We start from the raw sequence: 25,178 nt of genomic DNA on the forward strand, positions 1-25,178 counted from the left end.
AGCTTAGTGAGAATTTCCTTTGCCTTTTCAGGCCCAAATGCTTTCTCAAGAAGCTCCTTAGCATAGTTAACTCCTCCCTTAGCCATAAACTCATGAGCCACGAGAAGATGCTGAAACTCTTGGATGACATCATTCTTTACCTCAGGAGGAATCATCGGGAGATTAGCTATCTCAAGGGTAAGCTGTTCCACATCTTCCTCATCGAGATGCTTAAATACCTGAGCAGATATCTCCGGCCCAAGTATAACCAGTAGTATCGCCGCCTTTTCTCTCCCGCTCAGCCCCTCTTTCTTTCTCCTAGCCAATAGGGGTCACCCTCGCTATTCCTCATAAAGCCAAGACTTTATAATCTTGGCTACCTCTTCGGGATGCTTCATAGCAAACCCCCTCAAATCTTCTATCTCTATAACTCGCTCCTCCTCCAGGAAAAGCTCTGGGTGAGCGAGCATTTCCTCCAGCGTGGGTCCCTTCTCTTTCTCCTCAGGAACGGCTTCAGCTGCCGCTTTAGCCGCTTCCTCTTCTAGCTTCTTTCTCTTCCACCTTCTCCAAAGCAGGTAACCAACAAGCGTTCCTAATATAGCTCCTATTATACCCAGGGTAATCATCAAGCGCAGTCTCTCCTGCGCCTTCAACTGCTCCTCAAATTCTTTCAAATAAGCCAAATTAAATTGCATGCTTTGAACCACTATCTCGTCTCCCCTCTTGGGATCGTATCCAACGGCAGCAGCCACGGTATTTTTAAGCTCTTCAAGCTGCTTGGGATCAAGCTTTGCATCCACGACAACGGAAACGGTCATTCTTTTTATCTTCCCTGGAGCTACTACTTCCTTTTCCTGCTCCTTGCTTATCTCATAGTTCCTTATCATCTCCGATTTGGAATATGAAATCTCCTCTTTCTTTTTTTCCGGAATCTGATATCCAGGTATATTCGTTTGGGTCCCGGGAACGCCCGAAGGTGGCGCCACAGTTCCCTTATACTGCTCCTCTATAGTCTGCTCACTTCTAACTATTCCACTTCTTCCAACAACGGGTTTATAAATCTCCCTTTTGATCTCTTTTTTATTCAGATCTATCTCAACCTTAACCTTAGCCACCGCTCTACCGGGACCAAAGATCTTCTCAAGCATAGATTTAAGCTTCCCCTCAAGATCCCTCTCGTAAAGATCCTCTATCTCTTTCTGAACCGTCGAGATTCTTTTAGTCTCTCTTATTATGTACTCCTCACGAAGCATCTCGGTCAGTATATTTCCCTTGGTATCAACAACGACAACATCATCTGGTGATAGTCCCTCAACGCTGTGCGAAACCAGATGAACGATTGCCTTCACCTGCTCTACTGAAAGCTTAGCACCTGGTTTAAGCTTAACCAAAACAGACGCAGTAGCCGCCTTTTGCTCCTCCACATAAAGGCGCGGACGAGGAATCACTATGTTTACCTTAGCAAGCTCTACCGCGTCAAGATCCATTATCGTTCGCGCGAGCTCCCCTTCAAGCGCTCGGAGATAGTTTATCTGCTCCTGAAATGTTGTCAAACCAAACTTGGGTTTCTCAAAAATCTCGAAGCCAACCACACCTCGGCTTGGCAAACCCATTCCAGCGATCTGAATTCTGGTGCTATAGACCTTATCCATTGGTACAAGTACTGTCTTTCCCTCATCTGAAAGCTCATAAGGAACCTTCATCTTTTCAAGTTGCTTAACGATAGCCGAAGCATCCTTAGGATCAAGATTGGTAAAAAGAGGAACATACTGCGGCTTCTGAGCCCATAACAGTAAAAGGAGCGTTGAAACGAGAAGACCCGCTATCGCTCCAAGAATTACTATTTTCTGCGGCTTTGGCAGCTCCTTCCATTTTGATAAAATGGCATTAAGGCGCTCTTTTATCCTATCAAACATAATATCCTTATGTCAGTCGGGTCAACCGCTGATAAGCCTCAACAAGTCTATTTCTTATCTCCGAAAGAAGCCTGACCGCAAGCTCAGCCTTTTGAACCGCTATGGCAACCTGATGAACATCATCTATCTCACCAGTTGCCAATTTTTCTGCCATCCTATCCGCGTTCTTTTCGAGCTCGTTAACTTTCTTCAATCCTTTCTCAACGAGGGCCAAGAAACCCTCCTCCCTCGCTGGAGCTACCTCACCTTTACCCTTCTCCTCTTTCTCCTTAGGAGGTGTGGGCAAGCGAAGCTTATCCAGCGAAAGGATTATCTTTTCAACCAATCAAATATCACCCCCTCATTATGTTAAGGGCATTCATGAACATGCTTCTTGTAACGTTTATCGTCATCAAATTTGCCTCGTAAGCTCTGCTTGCTGCAATCATATCAACCATCTCTCTAACCACATTTACATTAGGGTAAGCAACATATCCATCCTTATTCGCATCAGGATGATGAGGATCATAAACCAGACGGGGAGGAGAGGGGTCCTCCACAATCTCCTTAACTCTGACGCCTTCACCTGTGAAGTCGGGTATCTTCTTGGGCTCTGGAGGGAAATGAAATTCAAATTTCGGGGGAAAGACCCTTTCCCTCGATTCGAAAATCACCATTTTTCTCCTGTAGGGACCCCCCTCAGGAGTCCTCGTGGTGTTAACGTTAGCCAAGTTATCCGCCATAACGTCAAGCCATAACCTATGAGCAGTCAAGGCAGAAGCGCTTATATCTATGGTTTTAAAGAGCCTCATCGCTCAGCCTTACCTCCTTCCCATGACAATACCTAGTATGGCAAACCTCCTGCTTAAAACTCTGCTTACTGCAGCCTGCTTCATAGCGTTTTTCGCAAGCTCCGCGAGCTCAAGATCGATATCAACGCCATTCTTATCGTTTCTGAAGTATAGATCATCCCTTTCCCAAACATCAGGTTTTACGCTCCTTAAAGTTATTTCCGGTTGAGGAATAGGTATGTGCCGTGGATTTGTTATAAATCCCTTAATCCTCTTACGCTTCTCTGAAAGAGCTTCCTTAAGCTCTTCCTCAAATGTCACTTCCTTCCTTCTATAACCGGGAGTGTTTACATTAGCTATATTGTTTGCTATAACCTCCTGCCTTAGAGAAAGAGCATCAAGCGTTTTCTCAAGGACCTCTATGGTCCTCCCAAAGAGCATGTGCACCACCTCCACTATATTTTTCGTCTTTGGAGATGGCACACCTTTAACTATCTTACCTTAAGCTCTTTCAAAAAGAGAGGCGTTAAAACCCTTATATATGTCCCTTTCATTCCAAGGGATCTCGTCTCTATTATACCAGCGCTCTCAAGCTTTCTCAAAGCATTGACTATAACGGAGCGCGTAACACCTATCTCTCCTGCTATCTTGCTTGCCACAACTACCCCCTCACTATCATCGAACTTTTCGAAGATTCTTTTCATCGCAGAAAGCTCAGAGTAAGAAAGCGTTCTTAAAGCCAGCTGAACGGTAAGTTGCTCTCTCGCTAATCTCTCTATATCCTCGTTTCTCGCTCTAAGTATCTCCATTCCCACTATGGTAGCTCCATACTCAGCTAAGACTATATCAGCGGTTTTGAACTCCTCATTGAAGCGAGCTACAACGAGCGTGCCGAGCCGCTCCCCACCTCCAACTATTGGGAAAAAACTAACAAATTTCTGGGGATACGGACAAGGCAAATTAGCATCATATGAGCACTTCCCTCCCCTGGATGTCTGATTGACCATCGGTTCCATAATTCTCAAAAGCTTTTCATTATAGTCATCTGGAAATTTACCTTCCTTCAGTATCTCTTCCATCTTGGAACACTCGTAATCGTTCAAAAGTCCATAACCCAGTATCTTGCCATCCTTATCAGAGATATAGACGTTAGCTTCGATAACCTCGCTTAATATCCCGGCGATACTCATAAAGTCAACTCCACGACCTGCCTGACGCTGAATCAGCCTGCTTATCTTGCGCTCCCTCTTGAGAAGCTCCTCCAAAGTCAAGACGTTGGCCCTATCCACCATAATTTCATCCCCTCCTTAAAGGATATATTGACTTAAGTCCTTACTCCTCACTATAGAGGAGAGCTTTTCAAGAACGTAATTTTCGTCTATCACCACCTTCGTACCAGCTCTCTCGGGAGCCTCAAAAGATATATCCTCCAAAAGTTTTTCCATAACAGTGTGAAGCCTTCTTGCCCCTATATTTTCCATCTCCTCGTTTATCTTAAGGGCTATTTCAGCTATCTTGCTTATTGCCTCTGGTGTAAACTCGAGTTCTACTCCCTCCGTAGCTAAGAGGGCCTTATACTGTTTAACCAAAGCATTTTTAGGCTCCACGAGAATTCGCTCAAGGTCTTCCTTATAAAGCGGTTTAAGCTCTACCCTTATTGGAAACCTTCCTTGAAGCTCGGGTATCAGATCAGACGGCTTGGCTACGTGAAATGCTCCCGCAGCTATAAAGAGTATATGGTCTGTCCTAACGGGACCATATTTGGTTATAACCGTGGATCCCTCAACTATTGGCAAAAGGTCTCTTTGAACGCCCTCTCTCGACACATCAGGACCATGAGAGCTTCCCTTACTAACGATCTTGTCTATTTCATCTATAAATACAATCCCGTTTTCCTCAACCCTACGTATCGCCTCTTGAGCAACTTCATCCATATCTATTAGCTTTTGGGCCTCCTCTTGCTCGAGAACCCTGCGAGCCTCCTTGACCTTCAGCTTTCTTCTCTTCATCCTCGATGGAAACATATTGCCAAACAGATCTTGAAAGTTTATCCCAAGATCCTCAACACCCATGGCAGTGAAAACCTCAATCCTGGGAACAGATCTATCTACAACATCTATTTCTATAACCCTATCTTCGAGCTGACCACTCCTTAGCATCTCGAGTAACCTCTGACGAGTACTTTCACGAATGGACGGTTCATATACCCCTCCTCCCTGCTGCGCAGCGAAAGAGTAACGCATACCAGGCATGAGGGCTTCTATTATCCTGAGTTCAGCGTGAGCTTTAGCTTCCTCCTTGACTTCCTCTATCTTTTCAGCTCTTACCATCTGAACGGAAACCTCAACGAGCTCCCTTATCATAGACTCAACATCCCTACCAACATATCCCACCTCAGTGAACTTAGTGGCCTCAACCTTAACGAAAGGAGCTCCAACGAGATTAGCAAGCCTTCTTGCTATCTCAGTTTTGCCCACTCCCGTGGGACCTATCATGAGTATATTCTTAGGGGCTATCTCCTCTCTGAGCTCAGGAGGAAGCCCCCTTCTCCTGATCCTGTTTCTTAGAGCAATGGCAACTGCTCTTTTCGCCTCATCTTGACCTATAACATACTTATCGAGAGCCTCTACTATCTGTCGTGGCGTTAACCCCTCCAGAGCCATGTTTATCACCTTCTCTCTAAAGCTTCTCTATAATGAAATTCTCGTTAGTATAAATACACATTGATGAAGCTATTCTTAAAGACTCCCTCACTATCTCCTCTGCAGAAAGATCACTATGTCTCATCAAGGCTTTCGCTGCCGCGAGGGCGTAAGCACCCCCGGAGCCCACTGCCACCACGCTATCATCTGGTTCAACCACATCACCCGTTCCAGAAATCAAAAGAAGCCTATTCTTATCCATAACAACAAGAAGAGCTTCTAACCTCCTTAGCACTTTATCAGTCCTCCAATCCTTAGCCATTTCAACCGCAGCTCTTAGAAGATTACCTCTGTGTTCCTCAAGCTTTCCTTCAAATCTTTCAAGAAGCGTAATGGCATCAGCGGTAGCACCTGCAAAACCAGCCAAAACCTTTCCCTCATAAAGACGCCTGACTTTCCTCGCTTTTCCCTTCAGAATGATATCTCCCATCGTAACCTGTCCATCTCCACCCATAACCGATTCTCCTTTATGCCTTAAGGCTATAACCGTTGTGGACCTAACTTCTCGGGTGGGCAAGGTCGTACACCTCCTTCATCCTGCTTAATGTAATTCGAGTGTAGATTTGCGTAGTAGCAAGGTTAGAATGCCCTAAAAGCTCCTGAACCACACGTAGATCTGCCCCCCCCTCAAGCATATGCGTGGCAAAGGAATGTCTTAAAGTATGTGGAGTTATTTCTTTGCTAAACCCAGCCTTAAGAGCAAGACTCTTTATTATTCTCTCAACGCTTCTTGAGCTCAGCCTTCCTCCCCCTCTATTTTTAAAAAGTGGACCTTTCATACCAACATGTGCTCCATAAGTCTTTAAAGCCTCTATAGCTTTGGAACCTATCGGAACGATCCTCTCCTTGCCACCTTTACCTATAACCCTTACCATCTCATTTTCCCAATCTATGTCGCTCCAGTTAAGCGAAACCAACTCCCCAACTCTAACACCCGTAGCATATAGAAACTCAACGATTGCTCTTTCTCTCACATCCGAAGCTGACTCTATCAGTTTTTCTACTTCCTCCTTTGACAAAGCCTTGGGAAGAAGCTTACCTGAGCGCGGGTTCTTTAAAAAAACCTCAAGCGACTCTTTAAGATACCCCTTCTGCCTTAAAAACTTCAAGAAAGCCCTAAGCGAAGAGAGCTTTCTTGATAAGCTACTCTTACTATACCCTCGGGAGGAAAGCTCATTCCTATACTCCCATAGCGACTCCCTGCTAAGAGCCAAGCCTCGCTCTTCTAAAAAATTTAAAAAATCACATATGTCTGCAGCATAAGCCCGGATAGTATGCTCCGAATACCCCTTAAGAGAGCGAAACTCCCTTAAAAAATCATCTAACGCGAAATCAAGCCTCATTTTACCTTAATATTGTAAGCTCTTCCACCAATTTGTCAAGCTCTTCAGTGCTCTTTCAGAAAGTTTTAATCTTTTAATCTTCTTATTCTTTACCCTTTCGCTAAGCGGTGGAAGGATTCCAAAGTTGGCATTCATTGGCTGAAACGTTCTTGGAGATGAGGAAGTTATATATCTCAGAAGGGAGCCTATCATACTTTCTGGGGGGAAGACGATTTTCCCCTCAGAGATAACGCTTAAAGCTGCTACCAACCCCATTGCAGTTGACTCCATATATCCCTCAACACCTACTATTTGCCCTGCAAATATTATTCGTGGATCTTTCTTAAGTCTCAAGGAAGAAGTTATAAGAGTTGGAGAATTTATAAATATATTTTTGTGCATAACGCCATATCTCACGAATTCAGCATTCTCAAGGCCAGGTATCATTCTGAAGACCCTTTTTTGCTCCCCCCATTTCAGGTTAGTCTGAAAACCAACGAGATTATAAAGGGTTCCCTCAGCGTTTTCCCTTCTGAGCTGAACTACAGCATAAGGAGTCCTACCCGTGCGGGGATCTACAAGCCCCACGGGCTTAAGAGGACCGTAAAGAAGGGTTTCCTTACCCCTCGAGGCTATAACTTCTATGGGCAAGCATCCCTCAAAATATTTTGGATTCTCAAAGGGATGCAATGGATGCCTCTCAGCGCTGATGAGAGCCTCCCAAAAGGCCTCATACTCCTCCTTCGTCATGGGGCAGTTGAGATAATCCTCGCCGATTCCATATCTCGAAGCCTTGAAAATCCTCTCCATGTTAAGAGACTCATAAGTAACTATAGGAGAAACTGCATCGTAAAAATAGAGATAATCCTGCCCCAGAAGCTTTTTAAGGGCCCCCGCCAAAGAAGGAGAAGTCAAAGGACCCGTAGCGATTATAACCTCCACATCCTCCGGTATTTCTCCAATCTCCTCTCTTATTATCTCTATCTTAGGATGAGAACTTACTCTTTCGGTTATCTCCCGCGCGAATTTTTCGCGATCGACCGCAAGAGCCTTGCCTGCAGGCACCCTTGATGCATAGGCACACTCAAGAATAAGGGACCCTAAAAGCCTGAGCTCTTCCTTAAGAAGCCCTGATGCGGTTTCTAATCCCTGAGCTCCAAGGGAATTACTGCATACCAGTTCTCCAAGATACCCTGTTTTGTGGGCGGGAGTCATAACCTTAGGTCTCATCTCAAATAAAACAACTTTAAAGCCGCGCTTAGCCAGCTGCCACGCAGCCTCACTTCCAGCAAGACCCCCGCCTACAATATAAACCTCTTTCAATTTAAGGCCTTTCCTCCTCTCTCCTCCTCAAAAAGTATGCTTAAAACGTCCCTATTTTTCACAAATCTTTCCATTATAAGCCTTAATTCCCTTACGTCTATTTCTCTAAACTTCTCGGGAACGAGAAACATTATCTGCTCAAGAAGGGCTTCGCTCCTCTTCTCATCGAGGATACCGAGCTGTATCGCCCTGTAGAGAAGGCCTTCAGCCTCCGGGGTTAGCCTAAGCTTCTCCCGGGCATGCAATATCCTCACCCATTTCTCCTCCATCTCAATCTCCCTCCTTAACGGAGACGAATTATCCTTCCTCCCTCTACCCTCCTTATATACCCCTTAATCTCAAGCAAAGTTAAAACGGTCCAACCATAAGCACTCTCATTATAAAACAAGACATCGAGCGATAAAACCTCTCCAAGCGGTAATTTGTCGAGAAATCTCCGCTCTTCGGCAGAAAGATCAGAATCCTTAGCGCTTTTATCAAAACTATCGAGAGAAACTCCAAATTCCTCGAGCAGATCCTCAAATCCTAAAATAGGCTTAGCTCCTTCCCCTATGAGCAGATTCGGTCCCTTACTTTTTGGGGAAAAGATACTTCCCGGAACCGCATAGACATCTCTCCCTTGATCCAGCGCAAACGAGGCGGTTATCATAGCACCGCTCTTTAATGGAGCCTCAACCACAAGTACTCCTTCTGAAAGTCCACTTATTACTCTATTCCTTCTCGGGAAGTTCCACGAGAAAGGTGGACAACGCAGAGGAAACTCACTTATTAAAGCTCCGTTAAGCGCTATATCGCTCGCTAACTCCTTAAGCTCCGGAGGATACACGTTAAGCAGTCCAGAACCCAAAACTGCATAGGTTTTCCCTCCTCCCTCCAATGCTCCCTTATGAGCTTCCGAATCTATTCCACGAGCAAGTCCGCTAACTATCCCTATCCCCCGAGATGCAAGCTCTTTTGAAAAGCTATGCGCGATTTTTCTACCATATTGCGTAGGCCTTCTTGTTCCCACAATCGCCAGTTTTCTATCATTAGAAATCTCACCCTTAAGGTATAAAACAGGGGGAGGTAACTCTATTTCCCTCAGCATGGAAGGATATTCATCGTCAAGGGTCGTCAGAAAGCCTATATCTTCCTTTTCAAGCAGCTCAAGCTCCTTCTCAAAAAGCCCACTCCTCCTGGCCTTCACAATAGCCTCCGCAAGCTTGCTTCCTATTCCCGGAACGCCTTTCAGATCCGAGATGTCCGCTTCCCACACCGTTAATGGAGACCCAAAATAAGCCACTAAAGCATAGATCCTGCGAGGCCCTAAACCATCAACAAGGTTGAGAGCAAGCAGGGCTAACCTATCATCCATGGGCTTTCCTTCCTATCAAGAAGCCTGAATGACAAAGCTTGAGCGAGATGCTCTATCTCTACCTTATTCGATCCAGATAAATCAGCTATGGTACGGGCTATCTTAAGAACCCTTCCATATGATCTTGCAGTTAACCCAAGATCTCTTAAAGCTCCCCTCAAGAAAGCTTTCCCCTCCCGATCTAAGGAACAAAATTTTTTAAGCTCGTCAGGAGACATGAGAGAATTAAACTTAAGCGAGCTTGAAAACCTCTCCCTCTGGATTTCCCAAGCGGTGCGAACCCTCTCTCTAATATCAGCGCTTGTCTCTCCAACAGACTTGGAAGATATCTCAATGAGCTCATCTGGCTTCAATCTTGGAACCTCAACATGCATATCTATCCTATCGATTATAGGACCAGACACCTTAGAAAGATACTTCCTCACCGCCAAGGGCGTGCAGGTGCATTCTCTCTCAGGATCGCCGAGATATCCACACGGACATGGATTCATCGCCGCTACGAGAAGAAATCTTGCTGGAAAAACCGCAGAGTATCCCGCCCGAGAGATGCTCACCCTTCCCTCCTCAAGGGGCTGTCTCAAGATCTCAAGGGCTCTCCTTGAAAACTCGGGAAGCTCATCGAGAAACAGGACACCCCTGTGGGCTAAAGAAATTTCTCCAGGCCTTGGAAAGCTTCCTCCCCCACATAGTCCAACCTCACTGACCGTATGATGAGGGGAGCGAAAGGGTCTTGCGGTTATCAAACCATCCTGAAGGTAGCCCGAAACGCTGTATATCTTTGAAACCTCAAGCATTTCTTCCGGATTCATCGGAGGCAAAAGAGAAACAAGTATCTTCGCAAGCATCGTTTTGCCACTTCCCGGAGGCCCTATCATCACCAGATTGTGCCAACCCGAAGCAGATATCTCAATCGCCTTTTTAGCAAAAGCTTGGCCTCTTACATCTGAAAGATCAAACTCCGCCTCCATCTGCACCCCCTTGGGGAGCTTAAACTTTAGGGGGCTTAAGTCGCTCTTCCCCTTCAAGAAGGAAATAGCATCGCAAAGATCGCTAACGCCATAAGCTATAAGCCCATCAGCAAGCGAAGCAACCTCAGATCCATTAGAAGAGGGAAAGATGAACCTTAAACCCATTTCCTTAGCCAATGCCCCCGCCAGAAGGGCGCCTCTTGTTCTCTCAAGCTTTCCCTCGAGTGAAAGTTCCCCAAATATAAGCCAATTCGAGAGCTCCGGTAGCTCCCCAATCGCTGAAAGCAGCGTTAAAGCTATTGGAAGGTCAAAATGACTCCCCTCTTTTCTTAGATCAGCGGGAACAAGGTTAACGACCACTCTGCTTAGGGGAAAGGAAAAACCTCCGTTCTTAATAGCAGATCTTATACGCTCTTTAGATTCCTTAACCACCGTATCAGGTAAACCAACGAGGTTAAAAGATGGCAACCCTCGTGAAACATCAACTTCTACCCTAACGGGAACCGCGTCAACCCCATGAAACGCCACTGTCCAAGAGTAGCTAACCAACTATGATACCACCCTCTCCTAAGATATTCTTGTAGTGAGTTAGACTCACCCCAGATATGGCAATAAGATCAAATCTAAAGGGCAAATCAAGCCAGCCCTTAGACGCAAGATATATCATGGCAGCTTTATAAAATCTTCTTGCCTTAAGAGAGGTAAAAGAGCTCTCGGCTTTTCCTCTTTTCCTGCTTTTTACCTCAACGAATACTATGGTATCTCCATCCCTTGCAACTATATCTATCTCTCCAAAACGGGTGTTATAGTTCCTCTCTAAAATCTTAAGTCCCTTTTCCCTGAGGTAAGAAGCAGATCTCTCCTCAGCGCTCGCTCCATTATTTCTCACTCTATCACTTCCTCTATCGTTATGCTGGGCTCCGTTGAAAGATCAAGCTCAACCGGAAGATCAAGTTCCTTCCCTTCGGAACTCTTAATTATCTTAACCACAGGCCTCATAGGGAGCCCTCTTTTTACCTGAGAGACGACAGCTATTTCACCAGTAGACAGTCTTACCGTGGTTCCAATAGGATACACAGCAACATTTTTCAAGAAAGCTTCAACGATTTCTTTATCGAAGAAGGTGCCTGACATCGCCATTAAAGCCTCCACCGCCTCGTTGGGCTTAACTCTGGATTGAAAAGGGGATCCGGAAACGAGGATATCATAGACATTGACAACAGCAGCGACCTTAGCAAGTTCATGAATTTGGGAACCGGATAAACCCCGTGGATATCCTTTTCCATCCAGCCTCTCGTGATGCTGATAAACCACATGAGCAGAAAGAAGAGAAACCCCCTGAGCGTTTTTAAGAAGCTCATATCCAGTAACCGGATGCCTCCTTATAAGGGGATTTTTTTCCTCCTCAAGCAGCTTTTGGACGGAAAGGATCGCATCATCGAGGAAAGCCTTACCTATGTCATGCATGAAAAGCCCCAATCCAAGACAGAACAGCTTGTCCGTCTTATAGCCAAGCGTTAAGCCAGTCATCATGCCTAATACCGTCGTATTTACCATATGTCCATAAAGAAAGTCATCCAAGCTTCTGATATCTATGAAGCTATATACCGCCTGCTTTGTCCTGAAAACTTCCTGGAGAAGTGAGTTAACGATAGATTTGACTCGTTCAAGATCCTCACTTATATCTATTTCGCTAATCTTCCTGTTATAAAATCTCCCCTCTCTCCTAACCTTAAGAACTATTCTTCGCGCTTCTTGAATCGCCATAGTTCTAACCTTGTCCAGTATAAGATCCTCCGCCTTTATATCCTCTATCATCTTTTCCTCTATATATATAACTGGTATACCTATCTTAAGAAGCCTCTCTATATGTCTCTTCTCAAGAACCATCCCCCTTCTTAAAAGGGGTCTCCCATCCGATGTATAAACCGTCTTACCAACAACCATACCCTCTTCAAGCCGCGTTACAGGAACACACTTCACGCTACACCACTTCCTCCCTAAGCCTATATATAAAGGCAAGCACCTCCGCCACCGCCTTATAAAGCTCAGGCGGGATCTCATCACCTATATCTACCTTCAGAAGAAGCTCAACGAGATCAGGGTCCTCATATATGGGGATGTCATACTCCCTTGCTATTTCTATAATCTTCTCGGCTATTTTCCCTTTTCCCGAAGCAATCACACGAGGAGCCCTGTCCTCGCGCTCATCGTACTTTAGGGCAGCTGCCTTCCTTAAATCACTCATATTCTTAAATCCAACCCCTCGCTTTCGATTTCCCGGCTTAGGACCATGGGCCTTGATGACAGACCTCCTACCTTATAGCCTGCAGATTGAAGACTGGAAAGTAGCTCCGAAAGCCTTCTTCTTAAAGCGAATAATGTCTTTTCATTTTCAGCTTCAAATGTTATCCATATCTTACCTCTAAAGAGGTAAAAGAGCACCCTTATCTTTCCAAGGGTTTTAAGCTCAAGTATAAGCTCATACTTTTCTTCCTCTCCCTTTGAAGATCTTAAAGCCTTATGCTTTTTAAGAAGCGGTATTGATAGATCTCTTTCCCCAGAAAGCAGAGGAAACCAGAGATATATGAACCATGCTTCTTCCCTTGATGGCAAGCTTAAAAGCCTTGGCAAGAATATCCACCCCAGAAGCCTAACGGAATCCGGTTCTCCAGCTCTAAGCAAAAGCTCGCTCAGTCCTCCAAACTTCAAGATCCCACTCTTGGAAAGAAAGTTCGCTATAGCACTTGAAAGCTCCCCATCAACTTTAGGAATTATGGATTTAAGAAAAGCCCGTAGACTTTCATCTCCAGAGAGCAACATTTTAAGGATGAGCTCTCTCAAGCTCGAAAGATCCCCAAGGCTGAGAAGAAACTTCAGCAACCCGGATGAAAAACCAAGCTTAAGCGATAAAAATCTAATAAGTTCAAGCGAAAAATATGGATCCAAGCTGTCTGAAATAAGCTTCGCTAAGAGTCCAACATCTCCCCTCTTAAAACTAACCCCAAGAGATCTTAAAAACTTATATGAGAGTCTCGCTTCCGGGGTATCCCTAACGCCAAGCTTAAAAAATCCCTCATCAATATCTTCCTGAGAGAGAAGCTGAAGATGAAGCTTATTCCCTGATAGCCCCTTCACCCATAGAGAGACCCTGCTCCCCGGCTTAAGAAAAACTTTACTTTCCGCAGGAAAAACGACATCACCTACTTCAAGCAGAGGCATATTTCCCGCCTTGCCAACGACCCTCCCCTCTATAACCTTCCCTTTAAGCGGTAAAAGCCTGCTTAGAACCTCACGCGACGCACTTAACCTGAGTAAACTCAAATCATTTCACCACTCCTTTAAAGGAAAGTCTATGGATTGGCGAAGGACCATAACGCATGATAGCTTCTCTGTGTTCCCTCGTGGGATATCCCTTATGCTTGGCAAAGCCATATTGAGGGTAAATTTTGTCCCAAGCACACATTATCCTGTCTCTTATCACCTTAGCGACTATTGAAGCGGCTGATATAACCGTATATTTGCTATCCCCCTTGGGTATCGCTTTTTGAGGAATATTTATGTCAGGTATGGGGTGAATGCCATCCACAAGTACGAGTTCAGGAACCAAGGTAAGCTTTAGGACCGCCTTTCTCATAGCTTGAAGAGATGCCCAGAGAATATCGTTAGCATCTATCTCACGTGGACTAATGAGGGATATGCCTATAGATAGAGCTTCTCTCCTTAATAGCTCAAATAGCTTCTCTCTCTTGAGCGGACTCAGGCACTTCGAGTCTTTTATTTCCTCATTATTATATCCCTTCGGCAATATAACAGCAGCTGCTACCACGGGACCTGCGAGAGGCCCTCTACCTGCTTCATCAACCCCCGCCACGAGGAGGGAGTTCAAGCGTAAACCTTCCAAGCCTTCCATCTCTAAAATTCTTAAGAAGAACGCTTGCTGCCTTTTCTAAATCAAGCTCTCCCCCTTTCTTTAAAAAACCTCTCTTGATCGCTATATCCTCAAGACTAACCTCCAGGGAGAGCTTCTCTATTAGCTTTTGAGCGGGAAGAACAAAACTATCCCATATAACATCCTCTTTCAAACACCCCAACCAAGTTAAAGTAAGCTTCGTATCATCACTAAGCTTCGGGGAGAGTATACCAGGCGTGTCAAAGAGAACGCCCCATCCGGCTTTGAACCAAGTTCCTCCCCGGGTTATGCCAGGAACCGCTCCAACCTGCGATTTTCTCTTCCCCAACAGACGATTTATAACCGACGATTTGCCAACGTTCGGAACTCCAACCACGATCACCTTAGCCATCTTAAGGGTTCTAAGCCTCCTAAAAAGGGTCTTAAAACCGCCTCCTGTTTTCGCGCTTACCGCGATAGCCTCATCCTTAAAGTAATCAAGCCATTTCCTTGTAGCTCGATCATCCGCAAGGTCAGCCTTATTCAAAAGCTTCCAGGCAATTTTGCCGGTAGGTGGGTTCCATGAGGGGAGGGTGGAAAAAGGGGCTCGTGCATCCAGAACGATCAAGATAAGGTTCGAAAACCTAACCGCATTTTCGAGTAGCTGTCTTCCCTTGGCTATATGCCCCGGATACCAGCTCCTCCGCCTCATTTGATAACGCCAATTCTCGAGGGAGGCCAGTATCTAAAGACGGCTTTTCCTTTTATGTTTCCCCTTGGCAAGAACCCCCAGTATCTACTATCCTCGCTGTTAGGCCTGTTATCCCCAAGCACAAAGTAGTACCCCTTTGGTACCGTAACGGGAGGCATGTTATAAAAGTCTCGTCGAGCAACATAAGGCTCTTTTAACCTCCTCCCATTCACATAAACATAACCATTCTCCATCCTCACCACTTCCCCACCTACCGCTATTACTCTCTTTATCAAATCCTTAGAGGGGTCCAAAGGGAACTTGAAGACGACTATATCCCCTCTTTGGGGATCAGTAAAGTAGTAATAAAACTTCAGAACGAGAATCCTATCACCCGGCTCAAGGGTTGGAACCATCGATGAAGAAGGAATATAAAACGCTTCAACGACGAAGGTTCTTATCAAAAGAGCCAGTATGACGGCAAATACGATGGTTTCAGCGATCTCACGCCAAGCCGACTTCTTCCTCACTTCCTTCATACTAAGAGTTAGCTCCTTCTCTCCTTAAGACGCGCGGCTTTCCCAACTCTCTCCCTCAGATAATAGAGCTTAGCCCTGCGAGCCCTTCCCTTCCTCACCACCTCTATTTTCTCAATAACGGGAGAATGTAGGGGGAATATTCGCTCTACTCCTATTCCCCCGGAAACTTTCCTGACCGTAAAAGTTTCCCTTAGCCCACCATGAGAGCGAGCTATAACCACGCCCTGAAAAACCTGAACCCTTTCTCTTCCACCCTCTTCAACTTTCACATAAACCTTCACGGTATCTCCAGGGCGAAAATCGGGAATATCGCTCCTTAAAAACTCCTTCTCAACCTCCCTAATTACGGGATCCATGTCTTCACACCTCCTTAAACGCTTTTAAAAAGTCTATCCAGAACCACGGACACCGCAGATCTCACCGAGAGGTGATTATAATCGCTTTTCCATTCTATAGGTTCCAAGACATAATCCGACCAGCCTTTTACCTCCTCCGCAAGTCCCCAGCCTGTTCCAAAAAGGAGCAAAAGAGGCTTTTCCTCGAGAAGCAGCTTCCACTTAAGGTCCTGAAAGGATATCACACGCGAGGAAGCAATCGCACTCGTTGAAACTACTATAGGCTTTTTCCTTTCTCTCTCCTCTATTCTCCTCACCGTTTCCTCAAGCGATGGGACAGGTTTCACCCTCTCTAAGGCTTCCTTTCTATCGGGATTAAGGAGCGCGCCTACTCCCTTGGTCCAATGCTCCACGATTCTTTTAACTATCTCTCTCTGAGCCCGTACGGGAGTTATTATAAAGAATCTCCTTACACCATAGGTTCTGCAACAACGCGATATATCATGTATGTCAAGATTAGCCACAGTTGTAGTTATTATCTCCCGGTGCTGATTGTAAACTGGATAGTGCACAAGCCCCACATAAAATCCCTTTTCCATGTATTTCCGCAACGATATCTTATCGATAAGCTCTGGCCGTCTCTTAAACGTTCTACGTAAAGCCTCTCTTTTTCTCCACCTCTCTACCTCACCGTGATCTCCAGAAAGCAAAACCTCTGGAACCTTAAGTCCCTTAAACTCTCTCGGCCTCGTGTAATGCGGAAAATCCAGCAATCCATCATAAAAAGAATCTCTCCTTGGAGAATCCTCACAACCGAGCACGCCGGGAATAAGTCTCGAAACGGCATCTATTATAACCATTGCGGGGATTTCCCCTCCGGTCAAAACGTAATCCCCTATTGAAATCTCCTCATCCACAAGCTTGGTTATCCTCTCATCTATACCTTCATAATGACCACATATAAGAAGAAGATGTTCCCTTTCCGAAAGCTCTTTAGCCAATTCCTGATTAAATATCCGACCCTGAGGTGAGAGAAGAATTCTATAAGGCTTACCTGGTACGCTCTCTATCGCTCTCCAGAAGGGCTCAACCTTAAGAAGCATACCTCCTCCTCCACCGTAGGGATATTCATCAACGATCCTATGTTTATCGGTAGCGAAATCCCGAGGATTATGAAAAAAAACCTCTATTAAGCCCTTCTTGAGAGCCCTATTCAATATACTACAACCTATAACGCCCTCAAACATCTCGGGGAAAAGAGTTATAACATCGAATCTCATTCCAGAAGCCCCTTCATAGGCTCTATTATCATTATTCCCTTTTTAAGGTTCACTTCCCTTACTACTCTCTTCAACGCGGGTATCATATACTCCCGCTGTTCACCCTTAACTTGAAAAACATCATTAGCGCCGGTCCTTATTATATCAACCACCCTGCCCAAACGCTCTCCCTGAACGGTGTAAACATCAAGGCCTATTATCTGATGAAAGTAATATTCTCCCTCTTGTAAGGGAGGAAGCTCCTCCTCCCTTACCTTTATAAGAGCCCCTACGAGCTTAAGGGCTCTCTCCCTCGAATCGCATCCCTTCACCTTAAGGAGTATAAATCTATCTCCCATCGAAACGCTCTCCAGATCTCCCTCGAAAACTACATTATCTTCCTCATTATAAAAGACAAACCTCTTCCTTTCCTTAAACCTCTCCGGGAAATCTGTTAATGGCATGATCTTAAGGACGCCTTTCAAGCCGTGAGCGCTTATAACCTTACCTATAGCTATCAGACCTCTTCTTCTCCTTCTCATTCCTCCGGAGACAGAAGCTCTATTATTACCTTTTTACGACTTTTGACGCCAGCTGCTCGAGAAAGCTCCCTTATAGCCCGGATCAAACGCCCCTTTCTCCCTATGACCTTACCCATGTCATCCTTCTTAACGGAAACCTCAACCAAGACGGATTTCTTACCCTCTAAGGTCGTTACCTCAACCTCATCGGGATGATCAACCAGCGACCTCACCAGAAACGCCACCAGATCCCTCACCTACAGCACCTCCAGCACTTTTTGCCCTCTTCCGAGCCTCCTTAGCTTCGCAGAATTTATCCCAAACGCCCACCCTCGAAAGTAAACTCTTAGCGGTCTCAGAGGGCTGAGCTCCCCTCTCAAGCCAAAGCAAAGCCCTCTCTTCATTAACTTTTATGACAGGAGGTTCGGGAAGAGGGTTATAATACCCTAAGATCTCGATAAACTTTCCATCTCTCGGCGCTCTCGCATCCGCAACAACTAAGCGATAAAAGGGCTTCTTCTTGGCACCCATTCTCATGAGCCGAATCCTAACCATTTCAAACACCTCCTTCAGGTATCAGTTTAAAAGAACGGTAGCTTCATTCTCGCACCGGGCTTTGAAAGCCTCTTAAGCATATTCTTAACCTCGTTATATTGTTTCAAAACCTGGTTAACGAGTTGGACCGAAGTACCGCTCCCCTTAGCTATTCTTCTTTTTCTGCTCCCCTTTATTATCTCGGGCCTTCTCCTCTCCTCCGGTGTCATTGAGAGTATTATAGCTTCTATATGTTTAAGTTCCTTCTCTCCAACGCTCACATCCCCTATCTTCCTTCTGATCTTTAAAAAGCCTGGTATCATTTCAAGTATCTGATCCAAGGGCCCCATATCCCTCATCTGCCGAAGGTATTCAAGCATATCCTCCATGGTAAACTCTGCTCTCTTTACCCTCTTGCTCAGCTCCTTAGCTTTTTCTTCGTCTATAGAAGCGGATATCTTCTCAACTAAGGTGGCAACATCTCCCATCCCAAGTATTCTTGAAACGATTCTATCAGGATGAAAAGGCTCTATATCATCTATTTTTTCCCCCGTGCCAATGAATTTTATCGGTTTACCGAGAACGTGGGTTACAGATAGCGCCGCTCCTCCCCTCGCATCGCCATCAAGCTTGGTAAGTATAACCCCCGATAGATCTATCGCTTCCATGAAAGCCCTTCCGACCTTAAGCGCTTCCTGCCCCATCATGGAATCTATAACAAGTAAAACTTCCTGAAAGCTAAAGCGCTTTCCAAGCTCCTCGAGCTCAGAAAGCATTTCCTCATCTACATGAAGTCTTCCCGCGGAGTCAACTATAACCACATCGCAACCGAGCTCCTTAGCAGAGCTTATTCCCCGAGAGACCGCATCAAGGGGGGTCTTACCTCCCACCACCTGACACCCAATTTTCCCTGCAAGGATTTGAAGTTGCTCCCTTGCCGCCGGTCTTTTAACATCCGCAGCTACCAGAACGGACCTCCTGCCCTCCCTTTTAAGCAAATTAGCGATCTTAACAGCCGTTGTCGTCTTGCCAGAACCCTGCAAACCAACAAGCATGTAGAGAGAGGGAGGCTCATGAGCAAAGCTCAATCGTGGGGATCCCTCTCCACTCATGACTTCAAGAATCTCTTCATACAAAATCTTTAAAACTTGATCTGCTGGGCTTATGCTTGAGAGCACATCTTGTGATAGAGCTCTCTCCCTCACCTTGGATAGAATTTCCTTAACCACTTTGTAGTGAACGTCACCCTCAAGGAGAGCAAGCCTTATCTGCCTTAAGGCCGAGTCCACATCCTTCTGGGAGAGCTTTCCTTTCTTCCTCAAAAAGCCTATTATTCCCTCAAACCTCTCTCTAAGACGCTCAAACAAGAATCCCACCCCGCTCAAGCAGGTTATTCAGGTTCTCCACTATATCCTTAAGCTTCGTTCTCTTCTCACCCGAGAGATCCTCACACAGCGAAAGAAGCTCACTTTTTATCTTCTCGAAAGCCCTCGTTTGAACAAGAAACCTTTCAACGAGATTAAGCTTCTCTTCTACTTTCTTAAGTCTTGCTAAGCCTCTCTTCAAGGTATAATGAACTGCCTGCCTGCTTATGCCAAGATCTCTCGCTATCTCAGCAAGCGAGAGATCATCCTCATAGTAAAGCTTAAGGATTTTCCTCTGATTGGGGGTCAAAAGCCCACCATAGAAATCGATCAAAAGGCAAATAAAAAAACGCTCCATACGAGCCCTCGTCAAGTTAATTTCCTTTACAGCCTTCCAAATTATAAGCTCACTTATCGCTTATGTCAACCTTTTTATCGAAAATCGGTAGACGAACCTTTACCCCCAAACCATCAAGGTTTATTATTCTAACTTCAACACCATAAGCTCCTTTTAAACTTTCATCTCTCGTAATTGGAGACGAAAAAATCCCAAGATAAGGAGCTCTACCCATAAGAACTATATCCAGAACCAAAAATGGAAAAGCAAGCAAGCAAACCTCCTATAGTCTTAAGCAGGGTAGTTTTATCAACACCATTAGGTCCCCAATACGCAGAGTATCTCTTCACCTTCAATAAAAAGCTTATACTGCTGAGGATAAAGCGATCATGTCCACAGTCAATATCTAGCTTTACTTTCTCTCCCACCATATAAAAGCCCACCTTATATTAGAACCGACTCTCCACGTAAGAAAGCCATTCCGCTCGGTCAAGAATTTTAAGAGATAGTACCTTAGTCTACGTATCTCGTCCTCCGAGTTGAGGTTAAGTCTCCATATCCAATCTCCCAAGGCATCCTCAAAGCTACCATATCTCCTTCCCATACCGCTATCAACGATTTCCACGTTTGCATATATTCCCAGATCATAAAGAGTATTATAGACGTAAATATAGTTTGGCTTAGAATCGTATTCTCCTCCGAATATCTTATATAGCTTCTCCTCATACGGCTGATTCCCAAAAATGGAGCATATTATATAAACGCGTTTCTTAGCCGCCTCGTTTAGCTTGATCAATGTACCCTTAAGATCCCACTTCAATCTTTTCTTTCCCTGATCTTCACACTCCACCGCACTTATCATTTCAAGCGATCGAGAAACCAAAACTACATCATGTATTGATATATCTTTTCCAACAATCACATCTTGCCACTTACCCTTAAAGAAAGCGATATTATCAACTTTCTCCTCACGAGCATACTCGCGAGCTCGGGAAAGCATCTCCTCAGACATATCAAGAGCAGTCACGCTTTTCGAGATCTTTGCTAAAGGAACGGCAAGCGTCCCCGGGCCACTACCCACATCAAGCACAGTCTCACTTCTTGAAACCTTTATTCTCCGCAGAGCTTCCTTAACAAAGTGGCTTCCCCTCGAAAATCTACCAAGCCTATGTGATCCCTTCTCATCCCAATCCTTTAGGCTTCCCCTTTCATCAACTACAACAAAAAGAGAAGCAGATCTCTGCCAAAGCTCATTCCAGTTCACTTACCAAGCAACCTCCTTCAGATCTTTTCCCAGAATATCCTATTTCTAAGTTCAAAGTTACCCATCTGGATAGAGCTTGGTGACGAGCTATATAATTTCTGAGGATAATCAGCAGATGGATGGCTCCTAACACACGAAACATACAGGCAAGCATGTTTCCGTGGTAATCGGGAACCTACCAGCATGCGAGCGATATGTGGAGTGGATATACCGAGAGCCTTGGCATCATCCTCCCCCAGAGAGAACGCTAATCCTCCACCGAATAACTAAAAGAAAACCCACACCAAAAAGCATAGGGAGGATGACCATGAATATATCCTCAATGAAAACTGATGAAGGTAAGCCCATCAACCGGAAAGCAAGGCTTTCATTTTTAGGTCATTATCCCTGTTGAAAAAAGGCACATAAATCCTTCTCCCTGCAAATAGCTCTCAAACTTTCCAACGAATCTTCAAGAGAATTATAACTTTTCACTATCGGCATGTCAAATTTGACTTTATAGAAAGCGCTATGCTATCCTTTGAAGCGAAAGTAGCCATTTTAAGAGGGAGGGATGGAAATGAGAAAAGTGTTAGCAATTGTAATTTTTGTGATGCTTCTAATTACAATGCCAGCGTTCGCCAAGGAAATAGAGCTTACGGGAGCGGGTGCTACCTTCCCTTATCCATTTTACTCAAAGCTTTTCTCAATCTATAGCCAGAAAATGGGAATTAAGATAAATTATCAAGCCATAGGGTCCGGTGGAGGGATAAGACAGCTTCTTAACAAAACGGTCGACTTTGGAGCCACAGATGCACCTATGAGCGATAAGGAGCTTAAGGAAGCTGGATCCCCAATAGCTCACATACCGACCTGCTTAGGAGCGATAGTAATCACCTATAACCTTCCGGGAAACCCTAAGCTAAAGCTAACCGGTGAAATCCTTGCAGATATATTTCTCGGAAAGATAGGAAAATGGAATGATCCCAGAATAAAAGAGATAAACCCGGATATTAAGCTTCCTAACATGAATATAACCGTTATACACAGGTCAGACGGTAGCGGAAGCACCTTCATATTAAGCAAGTTCCTAAGCAAGGTGAGCGGTGAGTGGAAGAAAAAAGTAGGCGTGGGGAAAGCGCTAAGATGGCCCACGGGGTTGGGAGGAAAGGGAAACCCGGGAGTGGCAGGACTGATAAGACAAATTCCGGGAAGCTTAGGATATGTTGAGCTCGTTTACGCTCTTCAGAGTAAGATGCCGTTTGCCTCGATTAAAAACGCAAGCGGGAAATTCATAGAGCCCTCTATAGAATCGGTTAGCGCCTCTGCACAAACCGATATACCGGCGGACACGCGTGTAGATCTCACGGATACAAAAGCTCCGGATGGATACCCGTTAAGCAGTTTCACCTGGATAATAGTCTACAAGGAGCAGAAGTATAACGATAGAACGAAAGAAAGAGCGGAAGAGCTCGTTAAACTACTCTGGTGGATTATACACGATGGGCAGAAACACGCGCCCGAGCTTTCTTACTCCCCTCTGCCCGAAAGCGCCATCAAAGTTGCAGAGAGCGTCATAAAATCCATAACATATGAGGGCAATCCTATACTTAAATAACCGCTCCAATTATAAGATCGTTTACGTTCGTTCCCGTAGGACCCGTTATGATTAAATCACCGCTCGCTTTAAGGGCGTTATAGGAATCATTATTCGCCAGATAGTTTTCCGGATCAACACCCTTAGACAGCATCCTATTGAAGCTATCGCCATCAACTATTCCTCCCGCTGCGTCAGTGGGACCATCCGTGCCATCGGTTCCCGCCGCAGCGATAACTACTTTATCCATTCCCTTTATCGAGATCGAAGCAGATAAGGCGAGCTCCTGACACCTTCCTCCCTTACCATTCCCTCTAACATGAACGATGGTCTCTCCACCAAGGATAATCATACACGGAGGCGATACCGGATTAGACGATCTTCCTATCTCTTTTAAGATCTCCGCAAGGAATCTCCCAGCCTCAGAAGCCTCACAGTTAAGCGTGGAAGTAAGAAAGAGTGTCCTATAACCAAGCTCTCTCGCCCTTTCAATCGCGTATTTACAGACCAAGCTAACGCTCCCTATTATCACGCTCTCGACATTATCAAGTTTTTTCGGAGTCTCGGGTATTTCCCCTTTAACCCCCTTGAGAATAACCTCCCTTACAGAGGAAGGAATCTCGTCCATGAGATTATACTTTTCTATAACCCTCAGGGCATCCTCATAAGTGGTCTCATCAGGATAAGCAGGACCAGAAGCTATAGAGTCAAGGCGGTCCCCGAGAACATCAGAAAGAGCAAGCGTATATATAAAAGCAGGGTAAGCGATCTCAGCAAACCTCCCTCCTTTAACTTTAGATATATGTTTTCTAACCATGTTTATCTCAACTATATCAGCCCCAGATCTTAAAAGAAGCTCATTAACCTTTCTCAAATCATCCAGGCTAACACCCTCTATCGGATATTCAAAGAGAGCGGATCCTCCGCCTGACACGAGAAAAAGAAGCCTGTCATTCTCACCAAGCGATGAGGCAAGCTCTATTGCCTTCTTCGTTGAGGATATCGTATTCTCATCGGGAACGGGATGCCCCGCTTCATAGACTTCAACGCCCTCTATTTCCCCAAGCGAATGACCATACTTGGTTATTACCACTCCCCTCTTTATTTTCTCACCGAGCAGATCCCTCGCAGCCTTAGCCATTCTCCACGCAGCTTTCCCCATAGCAACGAGATAAAGATTTTCCACTTCCTCAAGATTCTCCTTCCTTATGGCATCCTTAACCGCCCTATCCGGAAGAACCTTTTCGATAGAAAAGTTAATAACGCTTAAAACATCATCCCTTAACCCCATTTTATACTTCCTCCTTTCCTCAAAGAGTAGCCTCTTCTTACTTCAGAGCGGAGGTCAATCTCTCAAATTCCTTCTTCATTGCCTCATTGTAAAAGACCGGTATTTCCGGGATCTCTATGCTTAAAAGCGCCTCAAATCTCTCCTTCCCAGAGCGAATAAGCTCCATCAACCTTCCGCTCGTTCTAACTGTCCTGAAGGTGTTTTCCGCAACGAGGTAATCCTCTCTCAAAGCCTCAAGCCTTTTTTCAAAAACCATCTTTTGAGACCTGAGATACTCTTTATAAAGCCTCACTACCTTAAGCGTTAGCTCATTCGACCTTATATTCTGCTTCAGCAAAGCAGCGTTTTCTGCAGAGCGCGCTCCTTCAAGCTCAGCCTTAGCCTCCTCTATAAGCATAGAAGCAGTTTTTTCTATTTCCTCGAGCTTCGGAAGATAGACGCTTTCTACTTTTCTCACTTCACGTTCATAAAGGGTAATGACAAGTCTCAAAAGGAGAACGTGTATCCCATAGTATTTCTTCGCGATTACCAAATTCTCTTCCCCTCTCCTTTGCATAAGCCGTCCCAGCTGGGCTTCCAGAAACTTCACGTTATTAATGAGGGAAACCATCTGAACGATATCATCCGCCATGACGCTTTTTAAAAGGGACCTCATCTGCTCTTCTGAAAGGTTTAATCCCATTTTTCTGAGCTCGTTAATAAGCTTCCTCTCTATTTCCTCCACCGCTTTCTCTTTATCTTCTATCTCACGTTGAAGCTTTTCTACTTTCCTCCTATAATCCTGCTTGGTTTTCTTATAAAACTCATACCATCTCTTACTCGACGGAGCCAACAAAGCTTTGGTCTCGTAATCCGCTACTTTTACGCGAAGATTCTTTACTTCTTCCTCAATTTTTATTACCTCTTTCCTATACTCGCTTGCCCTCGAATTTATAAGAATCGCAAGAAGATCATTTATGATAGCATCAAGCTTTTCATCATACGTTTTAAAGACAAGCTCTTTAACGCTCTGAACCAGGCTCTTTTTCTCATTCTTCCCCTCAGTTTCAAGCTTTTTCTCCAGATAATTTACCGCCCTATCAAGCTTCTTAAGAGCTTCAGACGCGATCTTAGACGCAAAACCCTCATTGTCAGCAGCAAAAAGTGGACTTTCAAATATCCAGAAAATCACGAGAGAGAAAAAGAGCAGAGCAATAATCCTTTTCGCACCGTTCATTCCACGGCACCCCCATTCGCTATTT

At 45.0% G+C, this 25,178-nt stretch carries 32 protein-coding genes; 1 reads left to right on the plus strand and 31 read right to left on the minus strand.

Translation table 11 applies throughout. The annotated features are described in order from the left end of the window. From J7M13_04345 to J7M13_04485, 29 genes are all read right to left on the minus strand, one after another. On the minus strand, nt 1–305 hold a 305-nt coding region (locus J7M13_04345; protein ID MCD6363211.1), incomplete at its 3' end, for a flagellar motor switch protein FliG. A gap of 15 nt (nt 306–320) precedes the next feature. Further along, nucleotides 321–1,895, minus strand: coding sequence for a flagellar M-ring protein FliF (gene fliF, locus J7M13_04350; protein MCD6363212.1), 1,575 nt, complete (start codon nt 1,893–1,895; stop codon nt 321–323). Nucleotides 1,896–1,902: 7 nt separating this feature from the next. Beyond that, nucleotides 1,903–2,220, minus strand: a complete 318-nt coding sequence (fliE, locus tag J7M13_04355; protein ID MCD6363213.1) for a flagellar hook-basal body complex protein FliE — start codon at nt 2,218–2,220, stop codon at nt 1,903–1,905. A gap of 7 nt (nt 2,221–2,227) precedes the next feature. After that, nucleotides 2,228–2,686 carry a flagellar basal body rod protein FlgC gene (gene flgC / locus J7M13_04360; protein ID MCD6363214.1) on the minus strand — a complete coding sequence of 153 codons (459 nt, stop codon included), beginning with the start codon at nt 2,684–2,686 and terminating at the stop codon, nt 2,228–2,230. Between the two features lie 9 nt (nt 2,687–2,695). Then, a complete protein-coding gene (gene flgB / locus J7M13_04365; GenBank protein MCD6363215.1) occupies nt 2,696–3,106 on the minus strand; it encodes a flagellar basal body rod protein FlgB in 411 nt (136 codons plus the stop codon). Nucleotides 3,107–3,156: 50 nt separating this feature from the next. Further along, entirely contained in the window at nt 3,157–3,957 is an 801-nt protein-coding gene (gene codY / locus J7M13_04370; GenBank protein ID MCD6363216.1) for a GTP-sensing pleiotropic transcriptional regulator CodY, read from the minus strand. Nucleotides 3,958–3,972: 15 nt separating this feature from the next. Beyond that, the gene (gene hslU / locus J7M13_04375; protein MCD6363217.1) at nt 3,973–5,328 is read right to left on the minus strand and encodes an ATP-dependent protease ATPase subunit HslU; all 1,356 of its coding nucleotides are present in this window, start codon (nt 5,326–5,328) and stop codon (nt 3,973–3,975) included. A gap of 16 nt (nt 5,329–5,344) precedes the next feature. Continuing rightward, a complete protein-coding gene (gene hslV / locus J7M13_04380) occupies nt 5,345–5,884 on the minus strand; it encodes an ATP-dependent protease subunit HslV (GenBank protein ID MCD6363218.1) in 540 nt (179 codons plus the stop codon). Beyond that, nucleotides 5,865–6,710 carry a tyrosine recombinase XerC gene (locus J7M13_04385; GenBank protein ID MCD6363219.1) on the minus strand — a complete coding sequence of 282 codons (846 nt, stop codon included), beginning with the start codon at nt 6,708–6,710 and terminating at the stop codon, nt 5,865–5,867. Before J7M13_04385 ends, hslV begins: the two co-directional genes overlap by 20 nt. A gap of 6 nt (nt 6,711–6,716) precedes the next feature. Next, nucleotides 6,717–8,012 (minus strand): methylenetetrahydrofolate--tRNA-(uracil(54)-C(5))-methyltransferase (FADH(2)-oxidizing) TrmFO, encoded by a 1,296-nt coding sequence (gene trmFO / locus J7M13_04390; GenBank protein MCD6363220.1) that lies wholly within the window; start codon nt 8,010–8,012, stop codon nt 6,717–6,719. Next, nucleotides 8,009–8,281, minus strand: a complete 273-nt coding sequence (locus J7M13_04395) for a DUF494 family protein (GenBank protein MCD6363221.1) — start codon at nt 8,279–8,281, stop codon at nt 8,009–8,011. Before J7M13_04395 ends, trmFO begins: the two co-directional genes overlap by 4 nt. Before the next feature lie 14 nt (nt 8,282–8,295). Continuing rightward, complete coding sequence (gene dprA, locus J7M13_04400) at nt 8,296–9,366, minus strand: DNA-processing protein DprA (protein ID MCD6363222.1); 1,071 nt, start codon at nt 9,364–9,366, stop codon at nt 8,296–8,298. Continuing rightward, the gene (locus J7M13_04405) at nt 9,351–10,883 is read right to left on the minus strand and encodes a YifB family Mg chelatase-like AAA ATPase (GenBank protein MCD6363223.1); all 1,533 of its coding nucleotides are present in this window, start codon (nt 10,881–10,883) and stop codon (nt 9,351–9,353) included. The genes dprA and J7M13_04405 overlap by 16 nt, the downstream gene beginning before the upstream one ends. Continuing rightward, nucleotides 10,876–11,223: a YraN family protein gene (locus J7M13_04410; GenBank protein ID MCD6363224.1), complete on the minus strand. Its 348-nt coding sequence runs from the start codon at nt 11,221–11,223 to the stop codon at nt 10,876–10,878. The genes J7M13_04405 and J7M13_04410 overlap by 8 nt, the downstream gene beginning before the upstream one ends. After that, a complete protein-coding gene (locus tag J7M13_04415; protein ID MCD6363225.1) occupies nt 11,220–12,317 on the minus strand; it encodes an HD domain-containing protein in 1,098 nt (365 codons plus the stop codon). The genes J7M13_04410 and J7M13_04415 overlap by 4 nt, the downstream gene beginning before the upstream one ends. 1 nt (nt 12,318) lies before the next feature. Then, nucleotides 12,319–12,582 carry a FlhB-like flagellar biosynthesis protein gene (locus tag J7M13_04420; GenBank protein MCD6363226.1) on the minus strand — a complete coding sequence of 88 codons (264 nt, stop codon included), beginning with the start codon at nt 12,580–12,582 and terminating at the stop codon, nt 12,319–12,321. After that, on the minus strand, nt 12,579–13,658 hold the full coding sequence (locus tag J7M13_04425; protein MCD6363227.1) for a flagellar hook-length control protein FliK: 1,080 nt from the start codon (nt 13,656–13,658) through the stop codon (nt 12,579–12,581). Before J7M13_04425 ends, J7M13_04420 begins: the two co-directional genes overlap by 4 nt. Before the next feature lies 1 nt (nt 13,659). Next, nucleotides 13,660–14,247 carry a ribonuclease HII gene (locus J7M13_04430; GenBank protein MCD6363228.1) on the minus strand — a complete coding sequence of 196 codons (588 nt, stop codon included), beginning with the start codon at nt 14,245–14,247 and terminating at the stop codon, nt 13,660–13,662. Then, nucleotides 14,195–14,938, minus strand: a complete 744-nt coding sequence (locus J7M13_04435) for a 50S ribosome-binding GTPase (protein MCD6363229.1) — start codon at nt 14,936–14,938, stop codon at nt 14,195–14,197. Before J7M13_04435 ends, J7M13_04430 begins: the two co-directional genes overlap by 53 nt. Continuing rightward, entirely contained in the window at nt 14,935–15,456 is a 522-nt protein-coding gene (gene lepB / locus J7M13_04440; GenBank protein ID MCD6363230.1) for a signal peptidase I, read from the minus strand. The genes J7M13_04435 and lepB overlap by 4 nt, the downstream gene beginning before the upstream one ends. Nucleotides 15,457–15,464: 8 nt before the next feature. Then, nucleotides 15,465–15,812 (minus strand): 50S ribosomal protein L19, encoded by a 348-nt coding sequence (gene rplS / locus J7M13_04445; protein MCD6363231.1) that lies wholly within the window; start codon nt 15,810–15,812, stop codon nt 15,465–15,467. A gap of 14 nt (nt 15,813–15,826) precedes the next feature. After that, the gene (gene trmD / locus J7M13_04450; protein MCD6363232.1) at nt 15,827–17,071 is read right to left on the minus strand and encodes a tRNA (guanosine(37)-N1)-methyltransferase TrmD; all 1,245 of its coding nucleotides are present in this window, start codon (nt 17,069–17,071) and stop codon (nt 15,827–15,829) included. Further along, the gene (gene rimM / locus J7M13_04455) at nt 17,068–17,592 is read right to left on the minus strand and encodes a 16S rRNA processing protein RimM (GenBank protein MCD6363233.1); all 525 of its coding nucleotides are present in this window, start codon (nt 17,590–17,592) and stop codon (nt 17,068–17,070) included. The genes trmD and rimM overlap by 4 nt, the downstream gene beginning before the upstream one ends. Then, nucleotides 17,589–17,828, minus strand: a complete 240-nt coding sequence (locus J7M13_04460) for a KH domain-containing protein (protein ID MCD6363234.1) — start codon at nt 17,826–17,828, stop codon at nt 17,589–17,591. Before J7M13_04460 ends, rimM begins: the two co-directional genes overlap by 4 nt. Continuing rightward, on the minus strand, nt 17,788–18,126 hold the full coding sequence (gene rpsP, locus J7M13_04465) for a 30S ribosomal protein S16 (GenBank protein MCD6363235.1): 339 nt from the start codon (nt 18,124–18,126) through the stop codon (nt 17,788–17,790). The genes J7M13_04460 and rpsP overlap by 41 nt, the downstream gene beginning before the upstream one ends. Before the next feature lie 26 nt (nt 18,127–18,152). Then, nucleotides 18,153–19,472, minus strand: a complete 1,320-nt coding sequence (gene ffh / locus J7M13_04470; GenBank protein ID MCD6363236.1) for a signal recognition particle protein — start codon at nt 19,470–19,472, stop codon at nt 18,153–18,155. After that, a complete protein-coding gene (locus J7M13_04475) occupies nt 19,465–19,827 on the minus strand; it encodes a sigma-70 family RNA polymerase sigma factor (protein MCD6363237.1) in 363 nt (120 codons plus the stop codon). Before J7M13_04475 ends, ffh begins: the two co-directional genes overlap by 8 nt. A gap of 49 nt (nt 19,828–19,876) precedes the next feature. Next, entirely contained in the window at nt 19,877–20,080 is a 204-nt protein-coding gene (locus J7M13_04480; protein MCD6363238.1) for a hypothetical protein, read from the minus strand. A gap of 138 nt (nt 20,081–20,218) precedes the next feature. Next, nucleotides 20,219–21,070, minus strand: a complete 852-nt coding sequence (locus J7M13_04485) for a methyltransferase domain-containing protein (protein MCD6363239.1) — start codon at nt 21,068–21,070, stop codon at nt 20,219–20,221. Nucleotides 21,071–21,629: 559 nt separating this feature from the next. Between J7M13_04485 and pstS the strand changes: the two genes are divergently transcribed. Beyond that, complete coding sequence (pstS, locus tag J7M13_04490) at nt 21,630–22,667, plus strand: phosphate ABC transporter substrate-binding protein PstS (GenBank protein ID MCD6363240.1); 1,038 nt, start codon at nt 21,630–21,632, stop codon at nt 22,665–22,667. Here pstS and J7M13_04495 read toward each other — a convergent pair. Both J7M13_04495 and J7M13_04500 read right to left on the minus strand, forming a co-directional pair. Next, the gene (locus tag J7M13_04495; GenBank protein ID MCD6363241.1) at nt 22,660–23,937 is read right to left on the minus strand and encodes a glycerate kinase; all 1,278 of its coding nucleotides are present in this window, start codon (nt 23,935–23,937) and stop codon (nt 22,660–22,662) included. The two genes, pstS and J7M13_04495, sit on opposite strands and share 8 nt — an antisense overlap. A gap of 37 nt (nt 23,938–23,974) precedes the next feature. Beyond that, nucleotides 23,975–25,153 (minus strand): hypothetical protein, encoded by a 1,179-nt coding sequence (locus tag J7M13_04500; GenBank protein ID MCD6363242.1) that lies wholly within the window; start codon nt 25,151–25,153, stop codon nt 23,975–23,977. Nucleotides 25,154–25,178 lie beyond the last annotated feature (25 nt).

The organism is Synergistota bacterium (assembly GCA_021159885.1).
In the GTDB taxonomy this organism is placed as follows: Bacteria; Synergistota; GBS-1; order GBS-1; family GBS-1; genus AUK310.

Coding starts and splice junctions, on each gene's coding strand:
- flgC (MCD6363214.1), bottom strand. CDS start 2,686: ATGAGGCTCTTTAAAACCATAGATATAAGCGCTTCTGCCTTGACTGCT.
- J7M13_04500 (MCD6363242.1), bottom strand. CDS start 25,153: ATGAACGGTGCGAAAAGGATTATTGCTCTGCTCTTTTTCTCTCTCGTG.
- flgB (MCD6363215.1), bottom strand. CDS start 3,106: ATGCTCTTTGGGAGGACCATAGAGGTCCTTGAGAAAACGCTTGATGCT.
- rpsP (MCD6363235.1), bottom strand. CDS start 18,126: ATGGTTAGGATTCGGCTCATGAGAATGGGTGCCAAGAAGAAGCCCTTT.
- fliF (MCD6363212.1), bottom strand. CDS start 1,895: ATGTTTGATAGGATAAAAGAGCGCCTTAATGCCATTTTATCAAAATGG.
- lepB (MCD6363230.1), bottom strand. CDS start 15,456: ATGAAGGAAGTGAGGAAGAAGTCGGCTTGGCGTGAGATCGCTGAAACC.
- hslU (MCD6363217.1), bottom strand. CDS start 5,328: ATGGCTCTGGAGGGGTTAACGCCACGACAGATAGTAGAGGCTCTCGAT.
- codY (MCD6363216.1), bottom strand. CDS start 3,957: ATGGTGGATAGGGCCAACGTCTTGACTTTGGAGGAGCTTCTCAAGAGG.
- J7M13_04430 (MCD6363228.1), bottom strand. CDS start 14,247: ATGGAAGGCTTGGAAGGTTTACGCTTGAACTCCCTCCTCGTGGCGGGG.
- dprA (MCD6363222.1), bottom strand. CDS start 9,366: ATGGATGATAGGTTAGCCCTGCTTGCTCTCAACCTTGTTGATGGTTTA.
- J7M13_04395 (MCD6363221.1), bottom strand. CDS start 8,281: ATGGAGGAGAAATGGGTGAGGATATTGCATGCCCGGGAGAAGCTTAGG.
- pstS (MCD6363240.1), top strand. CDS start 21,630: ATGAGAAAAGTGTTAGCAATTGTAATTTTTGTGATGCTTCTAATTACA.
- trmD (MCD6363232.1), bottom strand. CDS start 17,071: ATGAGATTCGATGTTATAACTCTTTTCCCCGAGATGTTTGAGGGCGTT.
- J7M13_04435 (MCD6363229.1), bottom strand. CDS start 14,938: ATGAGGCGGAGGAGCTGGTATCCGGGGCATATAGCCAAGGGAAGACAG.
- rplS (MCD6363231.1), bottom strand. CDS start 15,812: ATGGATCCCGTAATTAGGGAGGTTGAGAAGGAGTTTTTAAGGAGCGAT.
- J7M13_04420 (MCD6363226.1), bottom strand. CDS start 12,582: ATGAGTGATTTAAGGAAGGCAGCTGCCCTAAAGTACGATGAGCGCGAG.
- J7M13_04495 (MCD6363241.1), bottom strand. CDS start 23,937: ATGGGGTTAAGGGATGATGTTTTAAGCGTTATTAACTTTTCTATCGAA.
- J7M13_04385 (MCD6363219.1), bottom strand. CDS start 6,710: ATGAGGCTTGATTTCGCGTTAGATGATTTTTTAAGGGAGTTTCGCTCT.
- J7M13_04475 (MCD6363237.1), bottom strand. CDS start 19,827: ATGGAGCGTTTTTTTATTTGCCTTTTGATCGATTTCTATGGTGGGCTT.
- rimM (MCD6363233.1), bottom strand. CDS start 17,592: ATGAGAAGGAGAAGAAGAGGTCTGATAGCTATAGGTAAGGTTATAAGC.